This window comes from Photorhabdus machadonis, from assembly GCF_052657765.1.
On sequence record NZ_CP199761.1, the window covers coordinates 1,019,493 to 1,046,004 of the forward strand.

Here is a 26,512-nt window from a genome sequence, read left to right on the forward strand (position 1 = left end):
GTTATGTGTCAGATGTTTATTTTAATTAATAAGGCTCTGGAGTGAGCCTTTTTTAATAGTAAATAGTTGTCATGAATATATTTAATCCAGAACACATATAATGATTACTATTGAGAGTTTGCATGTTTTTTTATATTAAATTATTGTTTTTGATTTATAGAATGTAATTTCTTAATTAATCTATAGGTTTATTATGACTAAAATTTTTTCATTCAATAAAAATTATCGAGATTTATCGGCTGGGCATCACTCATTGCTTAAAGAGGTTAATGGCTTGAATGGTGTGCCTAAATCTTTGGCACCTGGTTTCCCTGATTTAGATGATCAATTTAATCAGATGGGCATTACGCATATACGGCTTCATGATGGTTTTGGTATTGGCGATATGGATAACTATTTCCAGGTGGATAGACTAAGTGATCAGAGTCAAATGATTGTTAATGTCCCAGAAGAAAATAAACCCGAAGCTAAAAAATTATTTACTGATATTTCAAATGTCAGAAGCATTTTTCCCTATGCTGCTGCCGGGATGAGAAGTCATGATATTAGTCTTGCATTAAAAGAAGCTAATTATAAAATGACTGACGCTTATCTGCGCGATATTATGAATAATAAAGCAGAGCTGAATCCCTATAATATTCAGCGACAAATCATGTTTCGTATTGGGCGTTCCGGTGAGGGGGGGTATGAAATACCACAAGATTTTGATATTTATGCAATATTAGTGGGTACCTTGGTGAATCGCTATGCTGTAAACTATGCCAGAATCGGCTTGCCGAGAAAAATAACTTATTGGCAAATTTGGAATGAACCTGATTTACTTTATTTCTGGAATAGTGATGATCCTCAAAAATATTATGAATTATATGCAAAAATTGCAAGAATAATTAAAGCTGTTGATCCTTCTGTCAAAGTAGGTGGTGCTGGTATTGCGTTTGTTAATAGTAAGATTGAAGATTATGTGGATGGATTCTTACGATATTGTAAAGATAATGATGTACCGTTAGATTTCTTTTCCTGGCATGGATACGTTATAACTGGAGACCCACAAAACATTATTGACGTGGGGAATGCGGTTCAACAAAGTTTGAAAGCTTATGGTTTTACCGATGCAGAAAGTTTCTGTACTGAGTGGAATTCCAACGCGATTGGGACGAAAAATACATATACAAAAGTGCAGAGCCATAAAAATGCGGCATATATTGCTTCCACGTTTATTTATATGCAATATACCAAAGCCGATAGAGCTTATTATTATCGGGGTGATGGCTTATCTTTTGGTTTGTTTAACAATCAATCTAGCCCTAAAAATCCAAACATTAAAAATTTTTGTACCTATTCAGCTCAATCCTTCTATCTATTTTCCAGAATGTTTGAAACACCTTATATCTTAAGTAGCAATAAGGATTTTTCAACAGGATTAACTGTTTTGGCGACTGAGAATGCAGTAGGTAATAAAGTTAATATCTTAGCTGCAAATTATAAAGTTGATAAGAATTTTTCAGATAGTAATTCGGCACCTGATTATTTATATCAACAATATTATTTGGATACTAGCCGATCACTTAATCAATTAACCGATACATCGAGCAAGAATAAATGGTTTGGTGGCATTGATCCGACGACAATTCATCCTGATAATGTGGTAGTGCAACATGATCCTGTTCAGAAACTTCCGGATGATAATATGTTGAGAGCTAAAAGTCGTGATTATATGAATAGTGACCAAGGCCTTACCGTGGTGATTAATCAGATAGGTTATAAAAAATTTAAAGTTAAAGCGTACCGTATTCAAGAAGGTGGAGGGTTGGAGCAAATTTCACCACCAGAGGTGACCAACCAAATTAATGTTTCTATATCTAATAATAAGCTAACGCTGGTAGATAAAGGAGCAACTCCTTCGACGGTAACATTATATTCATTAGAGTTCAGTTATCATTAGTTTGATATAAAATGGAAATGTTATGGCAAGTTTTTTCCTGTTTGGTTAATAAGTTAAATCAAGAAATAAAATTATTTTAACCTGTCAGGCTCTGAGAAGAGCCTGTTTAATAATAACGAATAGTTTGGAGAGTTAATTTATTGTTGTTTTAAATGCAACCCTTTTTCTGTCAAACGATAACGTTGTAATGGACTGCTGGTTTTTTCTGGGTGACTCATTTCAATCAATCCCGCTTCCAGTGCGGGTTGCAGATAGCGTAGACGGAATGAGCTACGATCTTTTAATCCAAGCGCTAATTGAAGTTGCTCACGATTCATTTCTCCTGCCAACGCTATAATTAATTGTCTAACTTGGTGGGTAACCTGATGGGTGGATTCCAGAATTGCGTCACGTATCATGTTCAACATAAATTCAATAAAGGGTGCACAATCAACTTGTTGGGTACTGAGATTCATTGCTTGATAGTAATCAGCCTATTCTGCCGTTACCATCAGCAAACGGGTGAATAAATTTAAATTCATAATGGAAGATACAACTGGCAATAAGTGGATAAATATCCGTAGAGTTCAGCCAGTAAAGAAGATCCGCTATCAGTTTTGGAACCCGGTTTGTCTGTGGAGGTAAAGATGGTAAATAGCTTTAATTCTGTTATTGGGTTTTGAAAGACGTCGGTATTATCGCCAGTAAGGTGATAGTGAGCAACAGACTGGCGATTGTCACACGGATTGTCGATTATTTTCCTGCTAGCACACCATACATCAGCGGTATACGAGGCATTCCTTCCGGTTGTACCATTTTGCCGCCACCGATATTACGCATTCCTTCAAATCCACCCCATCCATTCGAGTAAGGGTATTCATTAAATTGTTCAATTCGTAATCCTGCTTGTATCAGAGCGTTTAGCACTTCATTGATTCCCCAGTAAAATTCATAACTGCGGTGAGGATTTTGGAAATCTTTAACACCTTCTTCTATTATGCCTCCTGGACAGAGAGTTTCGGTGGATTCAGCAACATAATCGTGAACACCATTTTCTTCCATTATTGCGCCTTCCCTGAAATAGTCATAGTGGGGCTTCCATTGTGCATTAAAATAGAGGGCGAACGGATGAAATTCAATTAGTACAAATTTCCCTTCTGATGTTAATAATTGTGAAATAAGTTTGGCCCAGTTTTTCAGATCAGAAATCCAAACCAATACACCATATGAACAGAAAACCCGATCAAATTTCAGATTTTCTGTAATGGCTTGTTCCATCCAATCAAAAATATCAGCCCGGTGAAATTGAGCCGGAATGCCGCTGTCGGCGGATAACTGACGGGCGAAATTAATCGCTTCATCAGAAATATCGACCCCGGTTACATTGGCGCCATGGTGCGCCAAACTTAAAGTATCCTGACCGGAATTACATTGCAGGTGTAAGATATTTAGACCTTTTATATCACCCAGGAGTGATAGTTCTTCTGAATAGAGTGTATTGCCTCCTTGCCTGAAAAAAGCGGCCTGATCACCTTTATGACTGTTATGGGCAACAGTAGCGGCATTCCACGATAAACGGTTTGCTTCATGTAATTCTTTATTCATCTGTTTTTACCTATGTTGACTGATAAGAAAAATATTACAATAAAAAATCAGGATTATTATATTTATTTTAATGGTAATTAAAAACGCTGTTTTGGGAAAATTATCAGTGAATGTAAATTCAGTTACATGTTATATTTAATAATGTCATTTACTATGGTTTCTTATAGAAATAATAGCGGTTCAAACTGAGAGGGCGATATTAAGTCATTGTTAGGTTATACAGTAAGTATCGTTGTTATTTTTTTAGTGAATCCAATGAGTTATACCTGAAAATACATACATTATACTTACTGGAAAATGCGCTATTTAATCAGTTGTCAGAACTTATACCACTCTGGTGTCGTTAGCTTAATTCCCTGATAATCTTGCCAAACCATATTAATATGGCTGAGGGAATTTTGAATTTATTTCTCTCAAAATTAAAGTATAAAGTTAAGAAAGGCATAAAAATGCCGCTCTGAAAAATAATCCAAAGCGGCAGATAGCTTAAGGGCTGCTGTTATTTTTCCGCTTCGCCACCCAGCGCTTCAAGGGTGTTTTTAATCAGCGCACTTAATTCACCGGCCATTAAAATAAAGTCAGCATCAAACCGTTGGGCATAATCTTCCCGATCGATATCGTCATTTTGTTCGCGCAGGGTATCACTGAATTTTATGCGTTTGAAAGTACCATCATCTGACAACATAAACTGAATACGTTCTTCCCAGTCGAGAGCTAGCTTGGTAACACATTTTCCGGCTTCAATATGGGTGGCGATTTCATCAGAAACCAGATCCTGTTTTTTACAGCGGATTACCCCACCTTCTTCCAGAATAGCTTTCAGTTCGGCTTCATCCATTAAAGCAAAGCCCGCCGGCAGATCACCGGAACGTACCCATTCTGTCAGGGTTAATTCGATTGGATCTTTAAATGTCAGAGGAACAACAGGTAAAGAACCGAGGCTTTTTCTCAGTAATGCCAAATTATCTTCGGCCCGTTTAGCACTGGCGGCGTCAACAATGATGAGATTATTGGCTATATCGATCCAGATATAAGTTTGGCTGAAACGGCTAAATGCTCGTGGCAGCAGGGTGTGCAATATCTCATCTTTCAGAGAGTCTTTCTCTGTTTTTTTAAGTTTGCGATGTTGCTCTCCTTCCAGTTTTTCAATCTTTGCCTGTAGCGCTTGTTTGATAACTGGTGAAGGCAACATCTTCTCTTCTTTACGGGCACAAATCAGGATTTGATTATTCGCAACATGGGTGAAAGCGTCGCTGTGAGAACCCATTGGCGGTACCCAGCCTGTTTTCGCCATATCCTGACTGCCACATGGGGTGAACGCTAACGGACTTAATTGTTTTTCCAGTTCATCCGCAGAAAGTGAAATTTCCCGGTTTAAACGGTAAATCATTAAATTTTTGAACCACAACATTGAAGTTACCCCATATTTTTGCTCATTTAATCGGTGAGCATCTCAAACATAAGTCCGCATAATAACGAATCACAGAGGTAAGCCCTAGTCTCTTGTGTCAATTTATCCTGAATATAATCCAGGTAATCTAGCCTTGATGGTCTGTTTAACTCAGTCAATGATGCGGGTAATGAATTGTTTCAGCCAAAATATCAGAATAAAAAGTGAGTTAATGTGTATAGGTGTAGATTTGGGTGGCTCGAAGATTGAAGTGATTGCTCTTGGCGAGCAGGGGAAAGCGCTTTTTCGAAAACGGGTTGATACCCCCAGAGATAATTATCAGAAAACATTACAAGCTATTGCCGGTCTGGTGACTGATGCAGAGCAGGCAACCGGACAGAAAGGCTTGGTTGGTATCGGCATTCCAGGCGTGATTTTTCCTTTTAATCAAAAAGTGAAGAATGCCAATTCTGTCTGGCTTAACGGGCAGGTTTTGGATAAGGATATTTCCGCTCTGCTTGGACGGGAAGTGCGGGTGGCGAATGTGCCACTCCGATCAGGACAGCGGTTCATGGGGACTCGAGTGGTGTGCGAGGTGCTGCTTGGTTTAATATTGTTGTAGATGATTTTTTATTAATTGTTAATTGCAGGTCGTTATAATTGTTATTTTCTTATAAAAAACATGAAATCTTTAGCCAATTTGATTGATTAACTCATTGTTTCAGGAACAGCGAATACAGTATTGGCCGCAGTCACTTTTGTCATGTTTTTTTAAACCAGAGAAAGCGGCACGATTTTCATGGTACTGGAATGGCATCGAAATTAGTGTGTGTGTGTGTGCGGGTTACTATCTGCGTGATAGAAATGCAAAGACCTTTAACTATAAAAAACAGGCTTACGCCGTTGGTTTAGATAAACGTTTTGCAGTTTAATAGCCGGCGTTTGTTCGTTGAAGTGGCATAGGATGGCACACACAGCGACAAATCCAGCTTATGAGAATAAAAAACAGACTATTCTGGAAACAGGAGCTCGTCTGTATTGCTAAGTTGAAAGTGATAAGGGGAGCTGAGGTTCTCTTTAACTAGCCTAAAAAGGGGTGTGAAATGGTTAAGAATGTGTTGAAAGTCTCCACATTAGCCTTATTGGTCGCATTTAATGTCAATGCTGCAACGGTTGACTTGCGGGTAATGGAAACATCTGATGTTCACAGTAATCTGATTGACTTTGATTACTTCAAAGATAAATCCACCGAGCAATTTGGTTTGGTACGTACCGCGAATTTAATTAAAGCGGCCAAAGCAGAAGCCTCCAACACTATTCTGGTCGATAACGGTGACCTGATCCAAGGTAGTCCGCTGGCAGATTACATGGCGGCAGAGGGACTTAAGAACGGGGAATCTCATCCAGCACATCAATTAATGAACACAATGGGTTATACCGTGGGTAACTTTGGTAACCACGAGTTTAACTTTGGTTTGGATTATCTGAAAAAAGTCATTGCTGGGGCGAAATTCCCTTATATCAATGCCAACATAATGGATGCTAAAACCGGTAAGAATTATTTCACGCCTTATATTATCGTTGATACGCCAGTGAAAGATCGAGAGGGTAAAGATCACACCATTAAAGTTGGCTATATCGGTTTTGTACCACCACAGATTGCTATCTGGGATAAGCCCAATCTGGATGGGAAAGTTGTCGTTAATGATATTACTGAAACCGCGAAAAAATTTGTTCCTCAAATGAAAAAAGAGGGCGCAGATTTGATTATCGCTATTCCTCACTCTGGCTTTGCCAAAGAACCTTATAAGGCAATGGCTGAAAACTCGGTGTATTACCTGAGTGAGGTTGAAGGTATTGATGCGATGATGTTTGGTCATGCGCACGGTGTGTTCCCAAGTAAGGAATTTGCAGGCATTAAAGGTGTTGATGTTGCCAGAGGTACGGTTAATGGTATTCCGGCCGTCATGCCCGGTCAGTGGGGTGATCATTTGGGTGTTGTTGATATGGTTATCAACAATGATGGCGGGATCTGGAGGGTGGCGGAAGCAAAAGCGGAAGCACGTCCGATTTATGACAAAGTGGGTAAAAAAGCACTGGTTGGGCGCGATAGCGAGTTAGTGAAGATTATCGAGAAAGCTCATCAGGGAACCCGGGGTTTTGTCGGTAAATTGATTGGCAAAGCTTCTGCCAACATGTACAGCTATCTTGCCTTGATCCAAAGCGATCCGACAGTCCAGATCGTGAATGATGCACAGGCAGATTACGCGCGGCATTTTATTCAGGGTGATCCGGATTTAGCGGATATTCCTGTTCTGGCAGCGGCGGCACCTTTCAAAGTCGGTGGTCGTAAGAATGCCCCCGCAGACTTCGTTGAAGTTGAAAAAGGTGATTTGACGTTCCGTAACGCGGCGGATCTCTATCTATATTCAAACACACTGGCTGTTGTGAAGGTAACCGGTGCTGATGTGATTGAGTGGTTGGAGTGTTCTGCCGGCATGTATAACCAGATCGATCCAAATTCAACTCAACCTCAGTATCTGTTGAACTGGAGCGGTTTTCGTACTTATAACTTCGACACGATGAGTGGCGTGAATTATAAGATTGATCTGACTCAGCCCGCTAAATATGATGTTGATTGTCAGGTCATCAATCAAGAGGCGAACCGTATCAAGGAAGTGACTTATCAGGGGAAGCCTATCGATCCTCAAGCTAAATTTCTAATTGCTACCAATAATTATCGTGCATATGGCGGTAAATTCGCCGGTACAGGCGAAGATAACATCGCATTCGCATCACCGGATGAGAATCGCGCTATCCTGGCTTCTTACATTGTGAACGTGTCTAAAGAGAAAGGTATGGTAGCGACCAAGGCTGATCATAACTGGTCGATTATGCCAATCAAAACTGATAAGAAACTGGATATTCGTTTCGAAACTTCTCCCAGTGAGAAAGCAGCGAAATTCATTAAAGCGTTCTCTCAGTATCCAGTGAAATATTTGGAAAACGATGATATCGGTTTTGCGGTGTATCAAATTGATCTAACTGGAAAAAAATAATCTTATTTTAATAGTCGCCTGCCCTTGTTTGGGCAGGTTTTTGTTTGTTTACCTTTCAACAGGGAAATAGTTTCCCATGAGGAACGATGATGCGCTTTTCTAACTTATTACCGGCAGTATGTGTTTTATTGGTTGTCGGCTGTGCGAAGCAACCACAAATGATTGATTCTTTTGAACCACAACCGAAAGACGCTATTTCCTGTTTATTGCCCGCTAATCCACCAGCAAATTATGACTACGTTGCTAAAAATGACCGTTATGGTCAGAACGCTAAAGCCTCTACAGATTACTTCAAACTGGCGATTAATTATTCTCCGGCATTTTGTAAAAACAAAGAGAATGAGATTAATAAACTGAAAAAGAATAACCAAATTGCCAAAGCGCAGCGTGAATATGAAAAGTTTTCATTGCAATGTTTCTCAGAAAACAAATTTGGCTGGATAGTTCATGGCCTGTGGGCGCAAACCTGTGATGGTAAATCAATGAATCAGTGTCGTGACTGGTCTGATATCCGTAAACATCCACGTTTGTGTAAGGGTGATTTGCCATCACTGGATTATCAGGCGATTAAACCTTATCTGTGTACTTCTCCAGGTGTAGATCTGCTGCAAGCCGAGTGGGAAAAGCATGGCGCCTGTGCGTTTGAAACTCCAGATCAATTTTTTAGTAAACAGCAAGAACTGTTCAACGGATTGGTATTGCCAAAGGATCGTCTGTCTAACGAGCAGTTGATTAAGTTCCTTCAGGAAAATAACCCGTCATTAAAAGGTAAAACCATCCAGATAAATCATAATGAATTTTACATTTGCTACAGCAAAGATTTCGACGTGATTGACTGTCCGAAACGTGAGTTATAAAGGTAAAGACGAACTGTTGCGTAAACAGAATGGGGGTTGCCATCCGGTGACGGGTTGTCAGGGATCAAACCCATTTACTGGTGCGAAGTTTCAGTATCTGGCAGCAAACGTAACAGTTAACGAAAACAGGTAAGACTCTGTTTCCTGAATATGTCATCAAAGAATTTAAGGGCATTCCGGTTGCCTTTATTGGCCTGACTCTGGAAGGTACGCCAGAGATTCTAAACAAGCTCGCATTGTTGATGTGAATGAAAAATAACCCAACAACCTACTTTTGTTGGGTTATTTCGTTAATAATGTCAGATGATATAGTTTTAAATGAATTGTACCTCTGGCTTATTGAGCGGGATGTAGAAATGGGGAACGGATGTTCTACCGTACCACATCCCGATTCTTCCTCGTTTTATCCACAGCTCCCTGAAATAAAAACACTAAAGTCACCTAAGCAACGAATTGATAAATAGTTTCAAGATCTGATGTTATAGAATATCATCAAATTTAGATTTTAAATTGACCAACTTAGCCGTAACTTAACCAATTAAAACGTGGATCTATCATGACAAATAGAAATGTTACATGGTTAGTGAGGCCTGTAGGCTATCAGGCCATTTTGAAACGTTGCCCTGGCTGTGAGGTGAAAAAGGAGTTTTATCCAGCAGGTACATTCAGGGTTAATGCGCAAAAAAAAGTGTTGGATGTGTGGAGCATCTATAAATGCGAAAAGTGTGATTACACTTGGAATATTGATATTTTTTCAAGGGTCAATGTCAATAAATTGGATGGCGACTTGTATGAACGATTTTTGCACAACGATCAAGATGAAATTCGGCGATATGCCTTTGATTATCGAATATTGGCAAAAAACAGAGCTGAACTTGGCGATTCCCCTGACTTTATTATAGAAGGTAAAGAACTTCGGGATCTGGCTCAAACACAGGCCGTACAAATTACGATTCAGCTTGAATATCCCATTCCCATCAGACTTATCTCAATTCTGACGAAGAAATTTTTGTTGTCACGTAGCCGAGTGACTAAGCTCGTTGATCAAGGCGCTATTCAGGGGGTAACAACCGTTGAATTAAATAAAAAGCTCAAGCGTGATATCACTCTTAGCATCAATGTTAACGATTTATTGCAAGAGTCTGATAATAATTTTGTCTGAATTAATCTGGTTTTCCGGAGATGACATAAAAGTAAGAATGGATGAGTGAAATGAATATTATAAAGAAATGGTGGGTGCTCTCTACTGTTTCAGCGGCGTTATTGCTGGTTGCTGTCGATATGACAGTGTTGTATACCGCGCTTCCGAGCCTGACCCACAGTTTGGGCGCGAGCACAACGGAGAAGTTATGGATAGTAAATATCTACCCTCTTGTCGTCTCTGGGTTGTTGTTGGGTGCGGGTACTTTGGGGGATCGCGTCGGGCATAGACGGTTGCTGGTTTGTGGTCTCATAATATTTGGATGCTCATCGTTGGTGGCAGCCTACTCTTATTCATCGGAAATGCTGATTGTTTCCCGGGCATTGTTAGGGTTAGGGGCGGCAACGATGATGCCTGCTACACTGTCGATTATCGCCTTAACATTCGATGATGAAGACGAGAAATCATTTGCCATTGGGATCTGGGCAGCAGTTGCCTCTGGAGGCGCGGCAGTAGGGCCACTTATAGGAGGCTTATTGCTTGAATATTTTTGGTGGGGATCGGTATTCCTCATCAATGTTCCTATTGTGATTTTGGCATTAATCTTGTCGTGGTTGTTTGTCCCAACGTCTAAGACAGATTCGTCTCATCCGTGGGATCTTGTTGGTTCATTGCAGATCATGGTTGTATTGATCAGTTTTGCCTATGCCATCAAGGAGCTCGCCAAGCGAGATCCCTCCTATATCGGGATACTTGTTACTTTCACTCTGGTGATAGGTTTTCTGGTGTTATTCATTCGACGCCAGAAGCGAAGTGTGCATCCGTTGATTGATTTCGACATTTTCAAAAGCCCGGCTTTTTCGTCGGCAGTCATTGCCGGGTTGGTGGCTTCCGCCTGTTTGATGGGGATTAATCTGGTTTTAAGCCAGCGTTTGCAGCTTGTATTGTCATTAACACCTTTGCAATCTGGGCTCTATTTTCTGCCATTTTCATTGGGCGCGATTGTCGCAAGTCCAGTGAGTGGTTGGATTCTTCCTCGTTTGGGTAGTGCTCGATTGCTCATTTCCTCTTTGTTGATGTATGCCTTTGCCATACTTGCACTCATGGCCAGTTTTTCAGCTCCTCTGTTTTTGCAGGTAATTTGCTTTTTTGTGCTGGGAACATGTCTTGGGGCAACAATGACCGCTGCGTCCAGTACTATCATGCAGGCTGCACCACCCAATCGGGCAGGTATGGCAGCGTCCGTTGAAGAGGTTTCCTATGAGTTGGGCGGTGGATTGGGCATTGCGATAATGGGGAGCATCATGTCGGCTGTCTATAGTTATTCCCTTGAACTTCCGGCTGATTCTCCCGTTAATGATGTTGCCAGAGAGGGTATTGATGGCGCTTTACTCGCTGCGGAAGGAATGGCACCTGATGCTGGAGTGGCTCTTGCAAACCTTGCCAGGTCAGCGTTCGACGATGCCGTTTTTTCTGTGATGGGGGCCTCATCCCTGTTTCTTATCGCGATGGCTGTGTTGGTATGGTTCAATTTTCGCCGGGCCTCCTGAGTGACTTCTCTCATGCTTCGATTCGTAGTCGGTATAATAGAATCAAAGCGGAGGGGATGTAACTTGGTGAAATAGGTGAATAGATTGGTTTCGCAGATTGCTTTTTAACAAAACTGCGGAATTCTCCCACTTCAATTCTCATTGAGAGTGCAGCGAACTTTTAGGATTAGGCGGGAGATGGATAGTTAACAGCCTAAAGGGCTGTCAGCGGTTTGAAGCCACATTTTTGTGGCTTCTTCTCTTCTGATCGGTGAGTGTGCTTCGATGTCTAGGGGGGGTCTGACTGGCTGATTAGCTCATCACTCGTTTTTATTAATAAGAATACTTATTTAATAGTAATAATATCTTAATTATTTTAGCTCAGTTCAAATATTTGGATTGATTTGTGGAGGTTTCTTTTTTTATTGCTACTTTTAAAACCGTCACTATGTTGTTTATTACTGTAGCAAATGGCGCTAATGATCATTCTATACAGGGTAGGTAAGCTATCGTTTCTCGTTTTTACTCTGCCTGTTCGCTTTCTCTGGTAGTCAAAAGTAAACGCTGTGTTATCCAACTAGCTTGTATGCAGGATAGTATGGAGCAGGCACAACGTTTTAATTTTCGTCTCCGCCCGTTAGGGCTTGCAATGAAAAGGTGAAGGTTATGCGTGTTCAGTTAGGGCAATTATATGACTTGCGATATTCACTGAGAATTGATCAGTTATGTGTCGGTGAAGTATTAATGCCCTTGGAGCGATTGGCGCCTGAACATCTTAGGGTGGCGATTGAATACCTGTTGAATAAGTATGCTGTTTTGAGGGCACGATTTATCGGTAATGGCATGAATATGGAAATGGACTTTGTGCCTCCCAGCAGTGAATTTTTGCACCAGGTTTTTGAAGTCAGAGAGCTAACAGGCAGTCAAGATGATCGCCGGCGTTTAATATCAAATTATATCGCTGAGGTTAGAGCCACGATGAATGTGGCAACGCCTCCACTGTTGCGTTATTGCCTGTTTGATGGCGATTGTGCCCGTGAGCAGAGGCTGGTATTGATATTCAATCATCTGGTATGTGATGGCATTTCCAGCCGGATTTTATGGCGGGATCTCTCAAAGGCGTACAGAATGTCTGTGAATGGTCAGCCTCTTGCTCTTGAACATGCCACTAATTATGAGCAATTTTGCGCCGAGCTGTATGAACGGCATAAGCAAATTGCAAAAGCGGTTATCCCCAATACTGAACGAGCGATTGAAAAGACTACACTTAATATTCTCGGTGAGCAGTGTGTTGAGTCACTTCCCATTAGCAGATTAGCGGAGGCCGTTACAGAATTCAGGCAGCTTGATGATGAGGTGTTAAAGAGGATACGCTGGTTAGCCCAGCAACGTCGTGTCAGTGTTGCAGATTTGCTGCTTGGTAGTTGGTTAAAGGCTCTGGCGGTTGTCTTCGGGAAAGGCAGTTTGGATATGTTGATGTGGGTCAGCCCTCATTTTGTTGGTTATTGGGAAACCTCAGTTTCTAATCTTGTCGGATCAGTATCATTTCCGATCACCGTTAAGTTTCATCTTGATCCGAATCTATCACTGGATAGTACCCTTCAGCACATGGCACAAGAATTGAATGGCGCGATGGAAAAAGCGGCAGATTATGCCGCCACCTACTTTGTGTCTGATTCTTCATTTGGCTGGCCAGAACTTCCTGCGATTTCTTTCAATTTCGTTGGTGATCAACGGCGATCGCCTCATGTTATCGGCTATGAACTGGCCCCTGAAAAAATACGTATTGGCAAGCCGGATGAAGATGCGCAAGACATACCATTGAGCATGGATATAGAGATATATGCCAGTACAATGGATGTCACAATTTCTTCCAGGCCAGATTGTAATCTTCAGTTTTTACCATCCCGTTTGATGGCTCTTTGGTTGGAAACAATCGGTGAGTCTGGAGTTGAACTGCCGTTTTACTCTGGTTTTCAATAGCATACCCTACCGTTTTTCGTCTTTTATCGTTTCATCAGTAGCACGGCTGTTCTCTGGATCTGATCGTTATTGAGAGGATTTTGATATGGATGCATTGCCTGGTTATTTGAAGCGTTGGCGTTGTTCGCTAACACGTTTGAGTAAGGGGAAATATTGATGAGTCAAGAAATTCACGGGCGTGAAGTGTCACCGAGCCAACCCGTTATGCGTGATCCCTTGTTTCCTGATTTGGACGAGAGTGGCATTCAACTGTTCAATCTGAATTGGGTGAAATGGCATGCCGTCTTTCCAAACGCTCCGTTATTAACTAAATGTACGGTTATTAGCAGAAATACCGATTTTGCTCACAATGTGAAGGGATTGTTTGAGGCTAAGGGAATTGATGTTGTCACCATTGATCTTGATGCAGATTTGGCTTCCCAACTTGACGCGATAGAAGCCACAGACACATTGCTCTATTTAGCCGGCCACGAGAAGCTCTTGAGCGCTTCAGACATTGTGGCTCATGAGTTACACGAATTCGAAAGTTTACGTCTTATTGCTAACAAAGTTGCTGAATGCCGTCATGAGGCAAAATCGCAACTCTGGATCCTTACCCAAGGTGTACAGGTGTTTGGCGGGCAATTTGATGCGGTAGGTTTGTCTGGTAGTGGTTTATGGGGATTAGGCCGTGTGATGGCGAAAGAGTATCTTTCAGTTGAAGTCAGCCTGATTGATTTACCTGTTGAACAGATTGGGGACGAAGAGATCGTCTCGGCTCTTACCATCATGACACAGGCGAGTGGGAAGAGGGAGTTTCTCATTGATGATCAGGGCATTTTGCAGCGTCAGGTTGGATCTGTAGCCCTTAGCCATGAAAAGACCGAAATAAAGCAGGATGCAAACTATCTTATTACCGGAGGGTTTGGCGATACCGGGCGTATGCTGACCACGAATCTTTTTGCATCAGGGGCAAGGCATGTAACGCTGATGGGACGCTCTGCTCCGCCAGCTAATTTGATTACCGAATCTGAGCAACTGAAAGCGCAGGGCTTCAATCTCTATTTGTTCCAGGGGGATGTAGCCGATATTGAGGATGTCAAGGCGGTGTTGCGGCGTATCGATAGAGCGGGTCCCCCCTTGCGGGGAATCTACCATCTGGCAAGTGTTGCAGAAGATGGAATGCTTGCCACATTAAGCCGCCGTTCGGTTGAAAAAGTTTTCCGTCCGAAAATTGCCGGAATCTGGAACTTGCACCTGGCTACCCAAAGGTTAAGCCTGGATTGGTTCATCGCATTTTCTTCATTAGCAGGGACTATTGGCATTGCGGGGCAGGGGCCATATGCCGCCGCAGACTCATTTGTGGACTCTTTAATGCGGTATCGGCTGGCGACTGGGCTTCCCGGTACGGCTATCGCGTGGGCACCCTGGCGTGGTGGGATGACTACACGTCTTAATCCGTTGCACCTTAGCAGACTTGAAGCAATGGGATTGTCGCTCCTTGATATCAAAGATGTCATGGATATCGTTACCAGAAAGCGTATTCATCACTATACAGGGCTGATTGCCGGAAACTTTAGCCGTGTTGCTTTGGAGAGGCTGATTGACTCTCAAGATCCTGTGAATGATATAGAGACCGCTTTGGATTCTGCCCGAAGTGATGACGCTATGGTCGCGTCTGGTCAACCTTCGCATGAGGAGCAACGCCATGCGATGACGGAAATAGTGATAGAAGAGCTGAAAAAACTTGTTGCAGGAGGCGAAGTCACCGCCGACACGAAGTTGAGTGACATTGATATGGACTCCATGTCAGCGGTTGCGATTGTTCAACGATTGCGAGGAAACATTGGGAAATTAGTCCCCATATCACTCTTTTTTGACGACTGTAGCATTGCCGAAGTTGTTGAAAAGTTGAAGCGCTATTTCTGACGAGCCGTTGGCTGATGCAGTAACACCAAGCACAAACCTTGCCCTTTCCGTGACGAGGCTGGCGTAGCCGGAGGGTGGGGATACTGTTTAGTATTGATGGAGCTTGACACGTTATGTATAAAGATTGCCCACAGACTGGTGATGCAGAGTTGTTGTCCATGCAGCAGAGAGCTTTATGGTTCATTGCCAATTATGCTCCTGACGATGCCAGATATAATATTGCTCAGGCTTTTCGTATTCACGGATCGTTTCAAATTGATGCTTTTCGCTATGCGGTTAATCGACTGGTTTCCAAAAATGCCACATTGAGAAGCACGTTCGTGAACATGAACGGCGAACCAAGGCTTGTTATTAACGAACACTTGCCGCCGGCATTGGCGGTTTTCGATGCAACGGAATGGAGCCAGAATGCCCTCAAACAGGCAGTTCAGGATTTTCATGCTATTCCTTTTAAGTTAGAAGAAGAGTCATGTCTGCGTTTCGGTATCTATGTGATCAGTGCCGAAGAGCACGTTTTACTGATGTGTGTGCATCATATTGTGTCAGATTTTACTTCACTGGGTCTGATGTGGGATCAACTTGAGCATTTTTATCTGGCTGAACTTGGTGAAGATTGTGATGCTTGGTTACAGCCAGCCGAAGTTTTCAAGGATTATGTCTCTCGGGAACAACAGTATTACCAGAGTGAAGCGGCGGCGGAATCGAAAACTTATTGGAGTGAGTGTCTAAAGAAACCGCCGGCAATACTGCAATGGAATAGTTTTTGGCGAAAAGGCCATAGTGGTCAGTCGTCTGTGGTTTTTAATCTCGGTGAAGAAACCACCAAAAAAATAAAGCAGCTTGCGGCGCAAATAGGCGGATCGGTCTTTACTGTCATGTTAGCGGCATGGGGGGCTTACATCGTCAAGGAGACAAGAACGTCAGACGTTGTGATGGGTGTGCCGGTGTCGATGCGTGACTCGGTTCATCAACATATTATCGGCTGTCTGTTTAATGTATTACCTATACGTTTGTCCGTTGATCGAACATTTCATCATCTGTTATTAGCTGCAAAAGAAAGATCGTTATCGGCCCTTGATCATCGAAATTTTTGTCTTAGCCAAATGCTTGATCACCTTGCTGTGGAGCGGCATGAGGGGCGTAACCCGTTGTTTCAGACCGCCGTGAATATGCTGGGACACGTAGGGCAGTCGCGTTGGTTGAAGTTGGAGCTGGCGATGGCTGAGGAGGCTGTTTCGGTTTTATGGGCGGGGCGGGCTATTTCCCCATTCAGGCTTTGTCAGCAGGAAGGGCAGGTTGATATTGAACTGTTATTTTTGGATGCTGATTGCCAATTAAGATGTGAGCTCAAAGGGGACAAACATTTTTTCTCACATTCAGGTCTTCAGATATTTGCAGAGCGCTTCGAGAAAGTGGTTGAAATGCTGATTGCGGAGCCTGATAGGGAGATTAGCGCTTTGTTGGCACCAAAATCAGAGGATTATAATCTTCCATCCGGTCCGCTTAATACGGATAGGCTGCCTGAGATACCGAACCGAACCCTCGTTTCGCTTTTCGATCAACGGGTTGTGCAACAAGCGGCGTCCGTAGCAATTCGTTGTGGTGTCGATAAATTAACTTATCTGGATTTGCAGCGTTGGTCATTGGAAGTCGCTGCCCGGCTTATGCAAAATGGGGTCGTGCCGGGCGATCGGGTGGGGGTCGCATTATTGCCTTCACTGGAAGCCGTGGTGACGATGCTTGGGATTATGCGTATTGGCGCAGGGTATGTACCGTTAGATCCCAGGCTGCCACAGAAACGTCTGGAGAGGATTGTCGAACAATCAGAGATGAAGCTCATTGTTGTTAACGCGGATGTTGACTCAGATTATTCGTTTATGGCTAATCTGATGATAATGACCGCGATGGAACCACAATGTGCTGTAGAGAGGGTTGATTATTGTACATTTTCTTCGATTGCATATAGTGTTTTCACGTCAGGCTCTACGGGTACCCCTAAAGGCATTGATGTTGAACACCACAATGTCATTGCCTTTCTCAATGCAATGGACCACTACCTGGCACCGGTGCCAGGAGAGATATGGACCTGGTTCCATGCCGCCAGCTTTGATTTATCTGTGTGGGAGATTTGGGGTTCCCTCTGCTCTGGTGGCACTTTAGTCATTGTGCCTGATGACATACGTAGCCAACCTGACAAGCTTCTGGATCTTATAGCAGCGGAACAGGTAACTATCGTCACACAGACGCCGGCCAGTTTGAAAAACCTGCTATCTGAGTTTCAGAGTCAGCCAAGAGCTTATGCGATAAAACATTGGGTCATTTGTGGTGAAGCACTTCTCAGTGCCACTGTCCGGCCTTATTTGAATAGCCAGTGGACAGTGTGGAATATGTATGGTCCAGCGGAGGCAACAGTTTACACCACAGTGGAGAAGGTCACTGAAGCACTGACCGACTACAATGTGATCCCGATTGGTAAACCGTTAGGTTTCGCAACTGTCTATCTTTTGAATACCTCAATGCAAACACCTCCGATGGGTGAGGTCGGCGAAATTTACATTGGCGGCCGTGGTGTCGCCAGGGGATATGTTGGTCTCGAACAGTTAACTGCTCAATGTTTCACTCCCGATCCCTATATTGATAATGGACGTATTTATAAAACCGGTGATTTGGCGTATTGGGACGGGGAACGAATTCATTTTTGTGGTCGCGTGGATAATCAGGTCAAAGTTGCCGGTTATCGAATTGAGATTGCAGAGATTGAGGATTGTCTCAATCGCTATCATGCTATTGCGGATGCTGCCGTTATCGTTGAATCTCACGAGGACACAGATCGTTTAGTGGCAATATTGGTACCGGCGAGTCAGCGCAATTTACCCGAAGAGTCTGCCATTCGTGATCATCTCAGAGCTTATCTCCCCATCTACATGTTGCCCGGCAGGATTATGCTGGCTGATGAATTGCCATGTAATCCCCATAACAAAGTTGATCGAAGAGCGTTAAATGATTTGATTAAAGCGGGGAAGTTGACGGATATCAGTTCGTTAAGACCTGTCCCTGTGTTACCTGTTGACTCGGTTTTCGCCGAGATTTCGAAGATTTGGTGTGAGGTGTTGGGGAGAACCACCGTCGGACTGGATGACGCATTTTTTGATATTGGGGGTAATTCATTGGCACTGATGCAGATTCATGCGCATGTCGTACAATTACCGGGATGCAGTGCATTGCTCCCTTCAGATTTATTCCGCTTTCCGACTATCCGCCTGTTGGCTAATGACCTTTTGCGTCCTCTGCAACTGATAACACTGGCAGAAGTTGCAGATAAATCTTCCCAAACGCGACGTCAGAAAACACTGAATTCAAGAAGATCATTGAAAGGGGAACAAGATGTCTGAGAATGCAATCGCTATCATTGGCGTCACTTGTCGGTTACCTCTGGCTAATAGTTTGGATGTGCTATGGGATAATCTTGTCGCGGGCCGAATTCTGGCAAAAAGATACAGCCGGGAAGAGCTTGCCCGTTTTGGCGTCGCCCAGCATATCGTCACTGCAAAAAATTATGTGCCTGTCGATTCATGTTTGCCGGATATCGATCTGTTCGATCCGGATTTTTTTTCGATAAGCCAGCGAGAGGCTGAATTACTCGATCCTCAACACCGGATTCTTCTTGAGTGTGCATGGGAGCTGGCGGAAGTGACTGGCTATGGTCATCCTTTCCGCCGCCCCCGTATCGGTGTTTTTACCGGCAGTTCAATGAATACTTATTTACCCAATGTCATTGGATCTGAATGTGATCTGGCTTCGTTAATGGGGACAGAGCTCATGCTGACAAATGATAAGGATTATCTACCGGCACGAATTTCATACAAACTCGGTTTTGACGGGCCGAGTATGACGGTTCAGACGGGCTGTTCGACATCATTGACGGCGGTTCATACCGCGATACAAAGCCTCTTGCTTGGCGAGTGTGAGATTGCTTTCGCCGGTGGGGTTTCTGTGCATGCTTATTCCCGACCGGGCTATTTTTATCAGCGTGATATGATCTTCTCAGAGGATGGATATTGCAGACCATTTGATGAGAAGGCATCGGGCACTTTCTTTGGTGATGGGGCTGGACTTGTGGCTCTTCGGCCATTAGATGAGGCTATGAAAAATGGGGATACCATTCATGCCGTGATCCTTGGCTCCGCAGCGAATAATGATGGTTCTGCCCGGGTAGGTTTTGCCGCGCCGGGTGTTGATGGACAACGAAAACTCATTTTGGATGCTCAGATGATTGCAGGGGTTGAGCCGGATGAATTAGGAATGATCGAGGCACATGGTACTGCGACGCCACTTGGGGATTCGGTCGAATATGCCGCGCTTTGTCAGGCTTTCCGTCAGGGTACTGACCGTGAGGGATTTTGTGCGTTAGGATCGATCAAAGCTAATATTGGTCATTTGGCGGCTGCCGCAGGATTTGCGGGGTTGGCAAAGACGATTATGGCACTGAAAACCGGCACGATTACCCCACATCCGACTTTTAGCAGAGCCAGCTCTGTGATGAACCTTGAACACAGTCCTTTCATTATCAACACGACTCCCATCGACTGGCCTGTGAAAGGGCCACGACGGGCGGGAGTCAGCTCTTTTGGTGCCGGTGGCAGCAATGTTCATATGATTTTGACACAAGCGCCGGCACGAATATCAGGCAAAAGTAAACTTGGTTGGCGAGCTATTCCGTTGGGAGGGCGTAGTGCCAATGCGTTGGATACATTGAGTACAAGTTTGGCGAACATGCTGGAGGCTAAACCTGATACGCATATTGATGAAGTGGCTTTTACCTATGCGGAAGGACGCGCAGCGCAGCCATACCGAGCCTGTTTGTATGCTAAAGATGTGAAAATGTTGATCGACAGCATCAGAAGCACGGATCTCACCGTCACCGCACAAGTTTCTGAACCGCAACGCTTGGTGATTGCGCTTGGGGCGGGTATTCGCTCCGCTTTATCCGTGAAGATGCCTGGCTATTGGCAAGAAGTGGATAGGTTACTCGCTGAATTACCGGCGGATCTTTCCTATGACATCAATAGCATTGACATCACTGACATGGCAGAAAGTGATGGTAACAAGGGGAAGGTTGCCAATATCGTGGCGGTGATCGCGGCTATCCATTGTTGGCAGAGAATGATGTCGACGCCGATATTTATCAAATCCGATAGCCGCTATGATCTTGCCGTTGCCTGCTCATTGGGCATGCTGACATTGCCTGAAGTCGTTGATAAGTTGCTGGGAAATGTGTCACGGCATGTCACTCGGGAGCGTGTGGTATTGCCCGGAGGTTTTTGGTCCAGGCATCATGGGGTGGTTGATGGGAATAATGTAAAAGCCATCTTGATGGATGGAGCGCTTCCGATCTTACGGCAAGAGAGTGAGGTTATATCTGCAAACGATGTGATATTAGATTTTAGCCATTCATCTGACCGTTTCTCTGAAATAGTTTCAAACGCTGAAAATATTATTCGTTTGGATGCCGTTCGTGAAGAGGATGACAAGGCTTTAGTCGAGCTGATCGGAAAGTTATGGCAACGTGGCTTGGTTATCGATTGGTCTGTATTAAGAGGCGGGGAAGTTGTTTCACGTATTCCGCTTCCGGTTCAACCTTTGCAACGTCGGCGGTGCTGGTATACAGGTTCAGCAGAGACAGAGCACCAGCAACAACTTTATGTTGATCAGCCAGTGGCAAGCCCTGAAATTGTTGACGGCTCCGTCGGTGTTTATGTTGAACGCTGGAAACGAACGTGGCGTTTATCGCCTGTATCATCAGTAGATAAGCGTAATTGGCTGATTTTATATGATAAAAGCTGTAACGAAGTTTGTCCGATCGCTGATGTTCTGCGTGATCTGGGACAGAGCGTGTTTGAGGTGCATGAGAACCGTGTCACGCCTTTCGATGAAACAGAGCTCACAGTCAACTTTGGCGATACCGCAAGTGTGCAGCATTTAATGCTCACGCTAAAGAAACCGCCAGCGGATACACCCGATCATATCCTCTTCATTTTGGGTGATATCCCGCCAGATTGTGACGTGCGGACAGAGGAAGATCGTTTCCCATTTACGCTATTTAATAGGGTAAAAGCGTTTTCCCAAGTTGGCAATAAAGCCATTTCGTTGACATTGCTGGGACACGGTTTTATCGATATTACTGGCGGCGAACCACGGGTTATCGAACGGGCCACTGCGCTTGCATCCATCTCTGCGATCAGTCAGGAATTGCCAGGCATGATGGTGAAAGTGATAGACATACCTGGTGAAGAAATTGGCCGTCTTAATCATGCCCAACATATCGTGGCTGAACTTTTCACTGCCGGTGACCAGCAAGTCGTTGGGGTACGTCAAGGCTGGCGGTGGGAGCGCTATTTTGAGGTTGTCAGCCCATCAGTCAGCCGGGCAATTTCACCTGGAATGATCTGTTTAGTGACGGGGGGATTGGGTACGGTTGGTTTTGGTATTGCGCAATATCTTGTCACGCAGTTTAACGCGAAACTTATCCTTCTCGTTCAGACACCCATAGATTCCACCAAGTCTGATACGTTGCAGCGTCAACGATTAGCGGAATTGCGAAATATTGGCGCTAGCTTTGAAGTTATTACCGCCGATGTGACAGACAAAACGGGTGTGCTTGCAGAACTTTCCCGGGTGGAACCCATCCTGGGTGAAGCGAATTGTTTTGTCCATGCTGCCGGGCTTTCTGGTCAGGCCGCGATCCAGTGGTTGCAAAATTCGGACCATCATGACTGGGAAAAACTAATGCATCCAAAACGAAAAGGGGCGGTTGTTTTGCATGAAATATTTGCTGATCGTCTTCTGCGATTCGGTTGTTTTATCTCGTCTCTATCGGTTTTCGCTGGTGGTTTGGGTCTTGCTCCTTATGCCGCTTCAAACGAAGCCTGTGCGGCATTTTCTTCAATGCACAGTGTGGATAAACCCTATTTCTCAATTGATTGGGATGGATGGGAGGGTTGGGAGGCGTCAAATAGCTTCAAATACAGCGTAAATCGTGCTCGTCCCTTACGTGATACCGATGTCGTTAATGCGTTGAATATTATTTTTGCCGCATGCCATGCAGAGCCCCGTTTTGCTGTTTCTACCATACCTTTAAACGAACGGTTGCACGAGATTGTGAAAATGCCACTTCAAGGCGATGCAGAGAAGCCTGTCATGACGTCTCCTGCGACATCAGACGAAGCCATTATCGATGATATGACGGCTATTTGGTGTGATGTACTGCGTTGTCCTGTTGATCATGAATCGAACTTTTTCGATTTAGGGGGCGATTCATTGGTGGGAGCTGAATTGGTGCGACAGGTTAACACTCATTTTAATGTTGTTGTATCTATGGTTGATCTTTTCGAATCCAGCACCGTGGTATCTCTTGCGATGCAGGTAAAGAAAAAGCGAATTGAAGGTGGTGTGCTGTAGCTTAAATCGGCAAGAACAACTTGTTCGGGAAAGGTAATTAGAATGAAGTCAAAAACACAAATACGCTATTCAACAGATATCGCGATTACCAGCATCGCTGGGCGTTTTCCTAATGCGGATTCGAGTGAAGAGCTTTGGGACGCAATCTTAGGGAAACGGGAACTGATTTCTGGTTATACCCATGCAGAACTTCATGATAGGGGCGTTAATGCGGAGGCAAGAGAATTGCATTACGTTCCGCGTGGTGCGTACCTTCAGGATCCAGAAAAGTTTGATTATGGCTATTTTCAACTAATGCCAAGGGAAGTGTCGAAAATGGATCCCCAACAACGGATTTGCTTGGAGGTTTGCCATGAGGCGCTTGAACGGAGCGGTTATTCAAGCGGTGCGGACGCGGGACTCTGTTCAGTTTTTGTGGGTTCTCGCCAAAGTACCTGGCACGCAAATGTGCCGACGCTGAACAATTCTCCGGCTGACACAATGCTGCTGTTTGGGGGAAGTTCTATTGATGCCTTGGCAACTCGTGTCGCGTACAAGCTCAACTGCTTAGGACCGGCTGTGAGCGTAGGAACTTTTTGTTCAGGCTCGCTTGTCGCTGTACACATGGCTTGTAACAGCCTGCTGTTAGGTGAAAGTGATATGGCTCTGGCTGGCGGTGTTTGCGTCAGGTATCCCGCTCATGTTGGATATATTTACCATGATGGCGGCATATTGTCTCCGACAGGACGCGTTTGTGCGTTCGATGAGAGAGCTGACGGGACGATTTTCTCTGATGCGACGGCATTCGTGGTATTGCGCCGTCTGGAGGATGCTCTGCTCAATGGTGAACCTATTCTGGCGGTTCTCAAAGGATCGGCAATAAACAACGATGGCGCTGTTAAGGCGGGTTATAGTGCGCCGGGGGTTTCAGGGCAGGAACAGGTGATCCGTCGTGCGCTTGCTGCTGCTGATGTACGGGCCGATCAGATTGGTTTGATCGAAGCGCACGGAACCGGTACGCCAGTGGGTGATGCGATTGAGTTACGTGCGTTGGGGCGAGTGTTTGAAGGCGTCTCTGCCAGAGCTTGTGCTTTAGGCTCGATTAAATCCAATCTTGGTCATGCTGATTGTGCATCGGGTATCGCCGGACTGATAAAAGCCATCTACGCTGTTAATTCAGGCATTATTCCTCCTTCAATTAATTGTGAATCTCCCTGCGCTGAACTTCGAGATCCTGAATCCCCGTTTTATGTCCCTACCGAATCCACGATCTGGAATAGTGATGATTCCGCCAGAATTGCCGGGGTTAGCTCATTTGGAATCGGTGGCACAAATGTTCATGTTGTGGTTGCCGGGCCACCGGCGAGAAAACCTGATATGCCTTCCCTTGAGGCGGCCCATCTGATCCCGCTGAGTGCACGTACTGAGGCGGCGTTAGCGCACAAAATCTTGGATCTGGCGAAATATCTTGAGCAGTGCCCAGAGGTGAATATCGCTGATGTTGCATTTACCTTGCAGCGGGGCCGACGACATTTATCAAGACGAAAGGTGATTGTCGCCCGTGATATCCATGAACTGCTATCAGGTCTGTTAGATAAGGCGATTGTGGTGGCTCCCGAATTGATCGAACTGCAAGATGCCTATATTTCGCCTGCTTCTGCCTGGCAAGCTGGGGAAAATATCAATTGGAATATTTTTTACCAGAACGAGCATCGCAAACGGCTCCCGCTTCCGACTTATCCATTTGAAAGAATGGTAATTTGAGTTGTAAACACGGTAGAGATCGTCTTCATTTTAAGGAAGGTGAGGTTGATATGAGTGATATTGAAATTATTCAGAGAGACATAATAACTATTTTTGCAGAAACATTTGGTTTACCGAGAGCAGAGATAAAACTGGAAATACCGTTGGTTGAATTGGGTGCGGAATCACTCTTATTATTTGAAGTGCTGGATCCCATCCATAAACGATTTGGTATAAGACTTTCAGTGCGGCAGTTTTTTGCAGAATTACAAACGGTTCGTCAACTCAGTGAATATGTGTTGATGGCAGATAAAAAAAGTGCCGGGGGAGATAATGATTCGGCAATTCAACCCCAAAAAGTGTTGGTTGACCAAGAAATAACGCTTGATCAGGCAGATGCGATAGATATTCCACAGGTTAAGACAGAACGCATTTTCCAATGGATGTCGAGAAGTGCGCCACCTATCGAATCTGAGGAGAGAAGAAAATATCTGGCTTCATTCATATCTAGGTATAACGAGCGAACGATTCAATCAAAAACGCATTCGGTAGCGGTACGTAAAAATATTGCAGATAGCCGTTCTGGTATTGGATTTAAACCCTCCATAAAGGAGCTTCTTTACCCGATTGTATGCACTAAGTTTGAGGGGGCGGTTGTCCAGGATATTGATGGTAATGATTACATTGATATGACGATGGGATTTGGAGCACATTTGTTTGGGCATAGCCCATCCTTCGTTACTCAAGCGCTCACTCAGCAAATAAGCAACAGTTTTGGTTTGGGAACCCGGCATGAGATAGGTTTGGAAGTGGCTGAACTTATCAAAGAGATGACTGGCATGGATCGTGTTGCTTTTGTGAATAGTGGAACGGAAGCGGTCATGAATGCGGTTCGGGCAGCAAGGGCGATCACTCGTCGAAATCACATCGTGCTTTTTTCCAGCAGTTACCACGGGCATTGGGATGCAGTACTGGCTAAAGCCAGTGAATATGATGAAGTCAATGTCACAAAACCCGTTTCGGTGGGCATACCTGAGAATATGGTTGCTGATGTTTCGGTGTTTGAATTTGGTTCCAATGACGCTATTGAGTTTCTCAAAGTTAATCGCAGCAGAATTGCGGCTGTGCTGGTAGAACCTGTACCAACGCGTGACCCTGGTCTCAGTAATCCAGATTACTTGAGACGTTTGCGCCAAATGACCCGTGACTTAGATATTCTGTTGATATTAGATGAAATCGTGACGGGTTTCAGATCTCACCCTGCCGGTATCCAAGGGTTATTTGGGATTGAGGCTGATATTGTGACTTATGGCAAAACGATAGGGGGTGGAATGCCGTTGGGAGTGATTACTGGCAGGGGAAATATGCTTGATTCGATTGACGGTGGAAACTGGAATTTCAACGATGACAGTTTTCCGGCAGCGGAACCGACATTCTTTGGTGGAACATATTTTCAACATCCACTTTCCATGGTTGCAGCGAAAGCCACTTTGCTGGAGATCAAGAGGAGAGGGGAATCTTTTACTCAGGCACTGACGCAGCGTACTGAATCGTTTGTTCTACGTTTGAATCGTCTGTTCTTAAGTCGCCAGGTTCCCATTGAGGCAAGATCGTTCTCTTCATTTTTTAGATTAATTCATCGTGACAACCTGGATTTGCTTTACTACAACCTGCTGATGAGAGGTGTTTATATCTGGGAGTGGCGATGCTGGTTTATATCTGATGCACACGATGACACCCATCTGGAAAAAGTTTATTTGGCATTTGTGGATAGCTTAGATGAACTTGAGGAAAATCACCTTCTTCCACGATATAGCTAGATCAAACGAGATTGTTGTAAGCGATAAATTATCGAATTGTGAAGCATCTTACCCTCTGGCTGTGCTGAGTTTGATGCTCTGAAACAATTGCTCATAGTCTGTTGGATAACGAAAATTAA

The 26,512-nt window shown here is 44.1% G+C and carries 14 protein-coding genes and 3 pseudogenes; 14 read left to right on the plus strand and 3 right to left on the minus strand.

Annotated features, from left to right (window positions below):
• The first annotated feature begins 193 nt into the window (after positions 1–193).
• The gene (locus tag ACUN2T_RS04935; RefSeq protein WP_445496508.1) at positions 194–1,942 is read left to right on the plus strand and encodes a GH39 family glycosyl hydrolase; all 1,749 of its coding nucleotides are present in this window, start codon (positions 194–196) and stop codon (positions 1,940–1,942) included.
• A gap of 137 nt (positions 1,943–2,079) precedes the next feature.
• Here the strand turns inward: ACUN2T_RS04935 and ACUN2T_RS04940 are convergent.
• The 3 genes and pseudogenes from ACUN2T_RS04940 to rdgC form a co-directional block, all read right to left on the minus strand.
• A pseudogene (locus tag ACUN2T_RS04940) lies at positions 2,080–2,545 on the minus strand (Fic family protein); the annotation flags it as partial.
• Positions 2,546–2,674: 129 nt separating this feature from the next.
• Positions 2,675–3,526 carry a class I SAM-dependent methyltransferase gene (locus ACUN2T_RS04945; protein WP_445496510.1) on the minus strand — a complete coding sequence of 284 codons (852 nt, stop codon included), beginning with the start codon at positions 3,524–3,526 and terminating at the stop codon, positions 2,675–2,677.
• 499 nt (positions 3,527–4,025) lie between these two features.
• Positions 4,026–4,937: a recombination-associated protein RdgC gene (gene rdgC / locus ACUN2T_RS04950; protein ID WP_445496511.1), complete on the minus strand. Its 912-nt coding sequence runs from the start codon at positions 4,935–4,937 to the stop codon at positions 4,026–4,028.
• Positions 4,938–5,148: 211 nt separating this feature from the next.
• On the opposite strand from rdgC, the pseudogene ACUN2T_RS04955 reads away from it, so the two are divergent.
• From ACUN2T_RS04955 to ACUN2T_RS05015, 13 genes and pseudogenes are all read left to right on the plus strand, one after another.
• Positions 5,149–5,460: pseudogene (locus tag ACUN2T_RS04955) on the plus strand (ROK family protein); the annotation flags it as partial.
• Between the two features lie 214 nt (positions 5,461–5,674).
• On the plus strand, positions 5,675–5,848 hold the full coding sequence (locus ACUN2T_RS04960; protein WP_445496513.1) for a hypothetical protein: 174 nt from the start codon (positions 5,675–5,677) through the stop codon (positions 5,846–5,848).
• A gap of 171 nt (positions 5,849–6,019) precedes the next feature.
• Positions 6,020–7,975, plus strand: a complete 1,956-nt coding sequence (locus tag ACUN2T_RS04965; RefSeq protein ID WP_445496514.1) for a bifunctional 2',3'-cyclic-nucleotide 2'-phosphodiesterase/3'-nucleotidase — start codon at positions 6,020–6,022, stop codon at positions 7,973–7,975.
• Positions 7,976–8,061: 86 nt separating this feature from the next.
• Entirely contained in the window at positions 8,062–8,832 is a 771-nt protein-coding gene (locus ACUN2T_RS04970) for a ribonuclease T2 family protein (protein ID WP_445496515.1), read from the plus strand.
• A pseudogene (locus ACUN2T_RS04975) lies at positions 8,831–9,056 on the plus strand (bifunctional metallophosphatase/5'-nucleotidase); the annotation flags it as partial. The gene ACUN2T_RS04970 and the pseudogene ACUN2T_RS04975, both read left to right, overlap by 2 nt.
• A gap of 332 nt (positions 9,057–9,388) precedes the next feature.
• A complete protein-coding gene (locus ACUN2T_RS04980) occupies positions 9,389–9,994 on the plus strand; it encodes a DUF1062 domain-containing protein (RefSeq protein WP_445496516.1) in 606 nt (201 codons plus the stop codon).
• A gap of 50 nt (positions 9,995–10,044) precedes the next feature.
• Positions 10,045–11,523, plus strand: coding sequence for an MFS transporter (locus ACUN2T_RS04985; protein ID WP_445496517.1), 1,479 nt, complete (start codon positions 10,045–10,047; stop codon positions 11,521–11,523).
• A gap of 645 nt (positions 11,524–12,168) precedes the next feature.
• Positions 12,169–13,485: a condensation domain-containing protein gene (locus ACUN2T_RS04990; protein ID WP_445496518.1), complete on the plus strand. Its 1,317-nt coding sequence runs from the start codon at positions 12,169–12,171 to the stop codon at positions 13,483–13,485.
• Positions 13,486–13,641: 156 nt separating this feature from the next.
• Positions 13,642–15,393, plus strand: coding sequence for an SDR family NAD(P)-dependent oxidoreductase (locus ACUN2T_RS04995; RefSeq protein ID WP_445496519.1), 1,752 nt, complete (start codon positions 13,642–13,644; stop codon positions 15,391–15,393).
• Positions 15,394–15,506: 113 nt separating this feature from the next.
• Complete coding sequence (locus tag ACUN2T_RS05000; RefSeq protein WP_445496520.1) at positions 15,507–18,785, plus strand: non-ribosomal peptide synthetase; 3,279 nt, start codon at positions 15,507–15,509, stop codon at positions 18,783–18,785.
• Positions 18,778–22,851, plus strand: coding sequence for an SDR family NAD(P)-dependent oxidoreductase (locus ACUN2T_RS05005; protein WP_445496521.1), 4,074 nt, complete (start codon positions 18,778–18,780; stop codon positions 22,849–22,851). Before ACUN2T_RS05000 ends, ACUN2T_RS05005 begins: the two co-directional genes overlap by 8 nt.
• Positions 22,852–22,893: 42 nt before the next feature.
• Positions 22,894–24,594: a beta-ketoacyl synthase N-terminal-like domain-containing protein gene (locus tag ACUN2T_RS05010; RefSeq protein ID WP_445496523.1), complete on the plus strand. Its 1,701-nt coding sequence runs from the start codon at positions 22,894–22,896 to the stop codon at positions 24,592–24,594.
• A gap of 50 nt (positions 24,595–24,644) precedes the next feature.
• A complete protein-coding gene (locus tag ACUN2T_RS05015; protein WP_445496524.1) occupies positions 24,645–26,393 on the plus strand; it encodes an aminotransferase class III-fold pyridoxal phosphate-dependent enzyme in 1,749 nt (582 codons plus the stop codon).
• Positions 26,394–26,512: the final 119 nt, after the last annotated feature.

Coding starts and splice junctions, on each gene's coding strand:
- ACUN2T_RS04935 (WP_445496508.1), top strand. CDS start 194: ATGACTAAAATTTTTTCATTCAATAAAAATTATCGAGATTTATCGGCT.
- ACUN2T_RS04945 (WP_445496510.1), bottom strand. CDS start 3,526: ATGAATAAAGAATTACATGAAGCAAACCGTTTATCGTGGAATGCCGCT.
- rdgC (WP_445496511.1), bottom strand. CDS start 4,937: ATGTTGTGGTTCAAAAATTTAATGATTTACCGTTTAAACCGGGAAATT.
- ACUN2T_RS04965 (WP_445496514.1), top strand. CDS start 6,020: ATGGTTAAGAATGTGTTGAAAGTCTCCACATTAGCCTTATTGGTCGCA.
- ACUN2T_RS04970 (WP_445496515.1), top strand. CDS start 8,062: ATGATGCGCTTTTCTAACTTATTACCGGCAGTATGTGTTTTATTGGTT.
- ACUN2T_RS04980 (WP_445496516.1), top strand. CDS start 9,389: ATGACAAATAGAAATGTTACATGGTTAGTGAGGCCTGTAGGCTATCAG.
- ACUN2T_RS04985 (WP_445496517.1), top strand. CDS start 10,045: ATGAATATTATAAAGAAATGGTGGGTGCTCTCTACTGTTTCAGCGGCG.
- ACUN2T_RS04990 (WP_445496518.1), top strand. CDS start 12,169: ATGCGTGTTCAGTTAGGGCAATTATATGACTTGCGATATTCACTGAGA.
- ACUN2T_RS04995 (WP_445496519.1), top strand. CDS start 13,642: ATGAGTCAAGAAATTCACGGGCGTGAAGTGTCACCGAGCCAACCCGTT.
- ACUN2T_RS05000 (WP_445496520.1), top strand. CDS start 15,507: ATGTATAAAGATTGCCCACAGACTGGTGATGCAGAGTTGTTGTCCATG.
- ACUN2T_RS05005 (WP_445496521.1), top strand. CDS start 18,778: ATGTCTGAGAATGCAATCGCTATCATTGGCGTCACTTGTCGGTTACCT.
- ACUN2T_RS05010 (WP_445496523.1), top strand. CDS start 22,894: ATGAAGTCAAAAACACAAATACGCTATTCAACAGATATCGCGATTACC.
- ACUN2T_RS05015 (WP_445496524.1), top strand. CDS start 24,645: ATGAGTGATATTGAAATTATTCAGAGAGACATAATAACTATTTTTGCA.